The organism is Saccharomonospora iraqiensis subsp. iraqiensis (assembly GCF_000430445.1).
GTDB lineage: Bacteria > Actinomycetota > Actinomycetes > Mycobacteriales > Pseudonocardiaceae > Saccharomonospora > Saccharomonospora iraqiensis.
The window spans coordinates 24,774-29,997 of record NZ_KE387116.1 but is presented as its reverse complement, the minus strand read 5'-3'; the positions used below and the strand labels follow the sequence as shown (position 1 = coordinate 29,997).

The window sequence follows — 5,224 nt, the reverse complement described above, 5'->3', positions numbered from 1 at the left end:
ACGTGCTGGCCGAGTCCGGGGCCCGTGGGTGGCGTTCGCTGTCGTGGCCCGCGCGGTCGCTGGCCGCCGGCCTCCACCCGGCGCGGGCCGACCGGTACCGCGCGGAAGTTACCGACGAGTTGTACGGAGTGTTACTGTCCACCGATCCGGTGGGACGTCGCTGCGCACGTCGGTCGGACTGGGTTCCGATCTAGCTCGTTTCCTGCGCGGTATCAGGGATGCCGACATCTGGGCGAAGATTCCCGCAAAAAAAGCCACCGGATCGTGTCAAGGTGACACCTAAAGCGTCCGATGGGGGAGGAGGAATGTCACCCGGCTGCAGGAAGGAACCCCTGTGACGACGGTCTTGATCTGCGACGACCGACGCAGTGTCCGCGAAGGACTCACCCGCGTGATGTCCGCCGTTCCCGGTGTCAGTCGCATCGACTGTGTAGCGCACGGTGACGAGTTGCTCGCCCGGTACTCCCGGCAGCCGGTCGACGTGGTGCTCGTGGGCACCCAGCGTGCCGTGCCGACCGGTGTGGAGGCCACCCGGCGCCTCGTCTCGGCCAATCCGCAGGCGAACGTCATCGTCTTCGGTGCGCCGGACGACGCGGGCAGCATCGCCGCCGCCATCGCCGGTGGGGCGCGCGGGTATCTGCGGTGGGACGCGTCCCGCCCCGAACTCGTCGCCGCGCTCGCCCACACGCTCGCCAGCACGTCCGTCCCGGCACAACGTCAGCCCTCCGATCCCGGTGTCCAGCTCACCGAACGGGAGCTCCAGGTGCTGCGAGGGATGAGCCAGGGCAAGAGCAACGGTCAGATCGGCCGTGAGCTCTACCTCTCCGAGGACACCGTGAAGACCCATGCCCGGCGGCTGTTCCGCAAACTCGGTGTGCGAGACCGTGCCCAGGCGGTCGCGCACGGCTTCCGGCGCGGTCTCGTCTCCTGACCGCCCGGAGGGGCCGTGACCGCATGCGGAACTCCCGGGCGGCGGGAGGGACCGCCGCGCGTGGGTCGGAACACCGTGGTCCGACGGAGCCACAGCGTGTCCCGGCAGCCCGTGTCCCGGCAGCCCGTGTCCCCACCGGGGCCCGCCCCGGGCGTGGAGCGCACGACCGCGCCCACGCCGACCCCCGGCTCCACCGGGCACTTGAAACTTTGACCAGTGCGGTATCGTCCGGGAAGTGCAGGTTGCGGGGTGCAGGACGCGCCGGGCGACCGTCGACGAGAAGAAGCGGCGTCGGAAGGTACGGTAGGCGCCGTCGGCGTGCGGGCGTGCCGGATCCGAGCCGCACGCCGTTGTCTCTGCACGCCTACACGTAACACCGGGACTGTTGTCTGCGATGGCCACTGTGGGGGATGGACTGGACGAGTCGGTCGTCGGGGCTGTCGAGGGTGATCCTCAGGCCGTGGAACGGGTCCTGGCCGCCATACGTCCCCTCGTGGTGCGGTACTGCCGCGCCAGAGTTGGCAGACAGGAGCGTTCCTTCGCTTCGGCAGACGACGTGGCCCAGGAGGTGTGTCTCGCAGTGCTCACGGCATTGCCCTCCTATCGGGATCAGGGCCGTCCGTTCCTGGCGTTCGTCTACGGCATCGCGCAGCACAAGGTCGCCGATGCCCACCGCGCGGCGTCGCGGAACCGTTCCGAACCCGTCGCCGAGGTCCCGGACGAGGTCGAGCGTGCCGTCGGGCCGGAGCAGCGCGCGTTGCAGGGCGAACTGAACGAGCGCATGACGCAACTGCTGCAGGTACTTCCGGAGAAACAGCGCGAGATCGTGGTGTTACGAGTGGTCGTCGGTCTGTCCGCGGAGGAGACGGCCGAGGCCGTCGGTTCGACCCCCGGTGCGGTCCGGGTCGCCCAGCACCGCGCGCTCGCTCGGTTGCGTAAGGCACTGGCCGCTGAGGAGGTGGTCTGAGTGACGGAGCACGACAGCGGCGACCCCGGGCACGCAGGCATCCCCGGGCACCGACCCGGGGACGCGGAGGACGACGACGCGCTCGTGCCGCCCACGGAACTGTCCGCGATCCAGGCCGACGACGCACTGCTCGACGCGCTGGGTGGCGCCGATCCCCGCGGTGGGGACGATCTCGACGACGCCGAGCTGCACGCCCTGCTGCTGTCCTGGCGCCGGGACGTGGACGGCGAGCCGATGCCGGAACTGGTGGACACCCCCGAGGCCGTGACCACCGTGCGCACCGCCGCGCAGGCCAGGCGGTACGCCGGTCGCGGTCGACGACGCATGCTCGTCCCCGTCGCCGCCGCGGCGGCCGTGCTCGCCATCGGATTCACCGGGACGGCGCTGGCCGCGCGCGACGCCCAACCGGGTGACACGCTGTGGGGGCTGAGCAAGGTTCTCTACTCGGATCACGCGGCGTCGGTGGAGGCCGCGGCGTCCGTGCGGACCGACCTCGCCGAAGCCCATCTGGCGATCGCGCAGCAACGCTACGACGACGCCCGCAGTGCGCTCGGGCAGGCCGAGCAGGCACTCTCCGACGTGGTGACGGAGGAGGAGAGCCGGCTGCGGGCCCGGCACGAGGAACTGCGGGCCCAACTGGACGAACCCGCGCCGCAGCCGCCCCCGGCGGCGTCGAGCAGCGACGGTACGTCGAGCACCGGGGCCGACGACACGACGAGCGGGACGGGGACGGCCTCGTCCAGCGAGAACCGCGAATCCGAACTGGACGGGACGACCTCGGTGCCGTCGACGGAGCCGTCCACCTCGACCGAGCCCACGGAGTCCACCTCGTCGTCCGACGAGACCTCGTCCGACGAGGAGTCGTCGTCCGGGGAGAACCGGGACGACACGTCGTCGTCCGAAGAGTCCGACGACCCCTCACCGACGAGCTGACCAGCCCGGGCGGTGCGGCCGCCCGGGTGACCCTTTTCGGGCGGCGGACGTCCGCGTGCCGCGGTGTGTGCCGGTGATACACCGTGGCAGCGGCGCGGCTGTAGCGGTGCGGCGGTGCTGCGATGACGGCGGTGGTGACGTGTGCCGGGTGATTCCACCGGCGTCACCGCACCCCGCGGACGGGTCCGCCCGTCCGTCCCGCCGGCTCGGCGGGACGGACGGAGGGGGCGATGTGCCCCTGGGTCAGCGGGCGTTCTCGGTCGCGGTGATCCCGTCGGCGAACCCCTTGCAGTAGTCCCACGTCACGTACAGCGCGGGGTCCGGATCGAAGGCCGGCTCGTGCGGACGCATCTGGCCGTCCGCGAGGAGCTGCTCGAGACTGGCGCGGAGCAGGTGCCAGTCGTGGTAGTGGGGCTGGTCACACTCGCCGCAGTCGACGACGATTCCGCGGATCCCGCGCGGCTCCAGCAGGGCCTGGTAGACGGTGAGGTCGGACAGGTCGGTGAGCAGTTCCGACCGCTCGTCCGGGCCCATCGGTTCGCTCTCAGGCTCGGCATCGTCGAGCATGGCGAACTCCCGGGCCGGGTCGTTCGGGTCGTCGGCGAACGGGTCTGGGGGCAGGACTTCGTGCGGCACGACCCGCACGGTACCGGGCATGCCCCGGGGTGCGTCCAGCTACCATCGCTAACAGGTCCGCATAGCCCCCTGGTTCACTCCGTCGAGGAAGGTCGGCCGTTCTCCATGACGAGCGACATCACTCCCGCAGATCCGCCGTACCCGCAGGAGATGGCGGGCGCCCCGGACAAGTTCGCGATGCTCGGGCTGACGTTCGACGACGTCCTGCTACTGCCCGCCGAGTCGGATGTGATTCCGAGCACGGTCGACACGAGCACGAACGTCACCCGGAACGTGAGCCTGCGGGTGCCGCTGTTGTCGGCGGCGATGGACACCGTGACCGAGTCCCGGATGGCGATCGCCATGGCGCGTCAGGGCGGCATGGGGGTGTTGCAGCGCAACCTCCCGATCGAGGAGCAGGCCCGGGCGGTCGAGGTCGTCAAACGGTCGGAGGCCGGGATGGTCACCGACCCGGTGACCTGCTCGCCGGACGACACGCTGACCGAGGTGGACGAGCTGTGCGCCCGCTTCCGCATCTCGGGGGTGCCGGTCACCGACGCGGCGGGCCTGCTGGTGGGCATCATCACCAACCGCGACATGCGCTTCGAGGTCGACTACAGCAAGCAGGTCAGTGAGGTGATGACCCGGGCGCCACTGGTCACCGCGCAGGTCGGGGTCACCGCGGACGCGGCGCTCGGGCTGCTGCGGCGGCACAAGGTGGAGAAGCTGCCGATCGTGGACGGTGCGGGCAAGCTGCGCGGCCTGATCACGGTGAAGGACTTCGTCAAGACCGAGCAGTACCCGGACGCCACCAAGGACACCGACGGCAGGCTCATCGCCGGCGCCGCGGTGGGGGTCGGTGCCGACGGGCACCAGCGCGCGCTGGCGCTGGCCGACGCCGGGGTCGACGTCCTCATGGTGGACACCGCGCACGGGCACTCCCGCGCCGTGCTGGACACGGTGACGACCCTGAAGAAGGAACTCGGCGACACGGTCGACGTGGTCGGGGGCAACGTCGCCACCCGTGCCGGTGCGCAGGCGCTGGTGGACGCCGGGGCCGATGCGGTGAAGGTCGGGGTCGGGCCGGGTTCGATCTGCACGACCCGCGTGGTGGCCGGGGTCGGCGTCCCGCAGATCTCGGCGGTGTACGAGGCGGACAAGGCGTGTCGACCCGCCGGGGTTCCGATGATCGCGGACGGCGGCATCCAGTACTCCGGCGACATCGTCAAGGCGATCGCCTCCGGCGCCTCGTCGGTGATGCTCGGAAGTCTGCTCGCCGGGACGGCCGAGGCGCCGGGTGAGGTCGTGCTGGTGAACGGGAAGCAGTACAAGGTCTACCGCGGCATGGGTTCGCTGGCCGCGATGCGGTCGCGCGACGACGGCCGGTCGTACTCCAAGGACCGCTACGCCCAGGACGACGTCCTCTCCGAGGACAAGCTCGTGCCCGAGGGCATCGAGGGGCGCACGCCGTTCCGCGGCCCGCTGTCCGGCGTGGTGCACCAGCTCGCGGGCGGGTTGCGGTCCGGGATGGGCTACGCGGGCGCCACCACGATCCCCGAGCTGCAGCGCGCACAGCTGGTGCGGATCACCTCGGCGGGGCTGAAGGAGAGCCACCCGCACGACGTGACCATGACGGTCGAGTCCCCCAACTACACCTCCCGCTGACCCGGCCACCGGCCCCGATCGACGTCGCCCCGGCCACCCCGGCCCGACGCCCGACCGGCGTGCACCCCGCCGACGACGTTCCGCCCGCGGAACGCGGTCGGTGCGGCCCGTGG

5 protein-coding genes are annotated in these 5,224 nt (G+C 71.2%); 4 read left to right on the top strand and 1 reads right to left on the bottom strand.

The window, feature by feature from the left end:
- Positions 1-334 precede the first annotated feature (334 nt).
- The 3 genes from ACTIR_RS0117265 to ACTIR_RS0117255 all read left to right on the top strand — a co-directional run bounded on the left by ACTIR_RS0117265 (position 335) and on the right by ACTIR_RS0117255 (position 2,831).
- A complete protein-coding gene (locus ACTIR_RS0117265) occupies positions 335-931 on the top strand; it encodes a response regulator transcription factor (RefSeq protein ID WP_007026373.1) in 597 nt (198 codons plus the stop codon).
- A 394-nt stretch (positions 932-1,325) separates the two neighbouring features.
- The gene (locus ACTIR_RS0117260) at positions 1,326-1,898 is read left to right on the top strand and encodes a sigma-70 family RNA polymerase sigma factor (RefSeq protein ID WP_026455217.1); all 573 of its coding nucleotides are present in this window, start codon (positions 1,326-1,328) and stop codon (positions 1,896-1,898) included.
- Positions 1,899-2,831 (top strand): anti-sigma-D factor RsdA, encoded by a 933-nt coding sequence (locus ACTIR_RS0117255; RefSeq protein WP_026455216.1) that lies wholly within the window; start codon positions 1,899-1,901, stop codon positions 2,829-2,831.
- 243 nt (positions 2,832-3,074) lie between these two features.
- Here the strand turns inward: ACTIR_RS0117255 and ACTIR_RS0117250 are convergent, their stop codons facing one another.
- Positions 3,075-3,488 (bottom strand): DUF5319 domain-containing protein, encoded by a 414-nt coding sequence (locus ACTIR_RS0117250; protein WP_034240673.1) that lies wholly within the window; start codon positions 3,486-3,488, stop codon positions 3,075-3,077.
- Positions 3,489-3,572: 84 nt separating this feature from the next.
- Between ACTIR_RS0117250 and guaB the strand changes: the two genes are divergently transcribed.
- Entirely contained in the window at positions 3,573-5,111 is a 1,539-nt protein-coding gene (gene guaB, locus ACTIR_RS0117245) for an IMP dehydrogenase (protein ID WP_026455214.1), read from the top strand.
- The last annotated feature ends 113 nt before the right edge of the window (positions 5,112-5,224 follow it).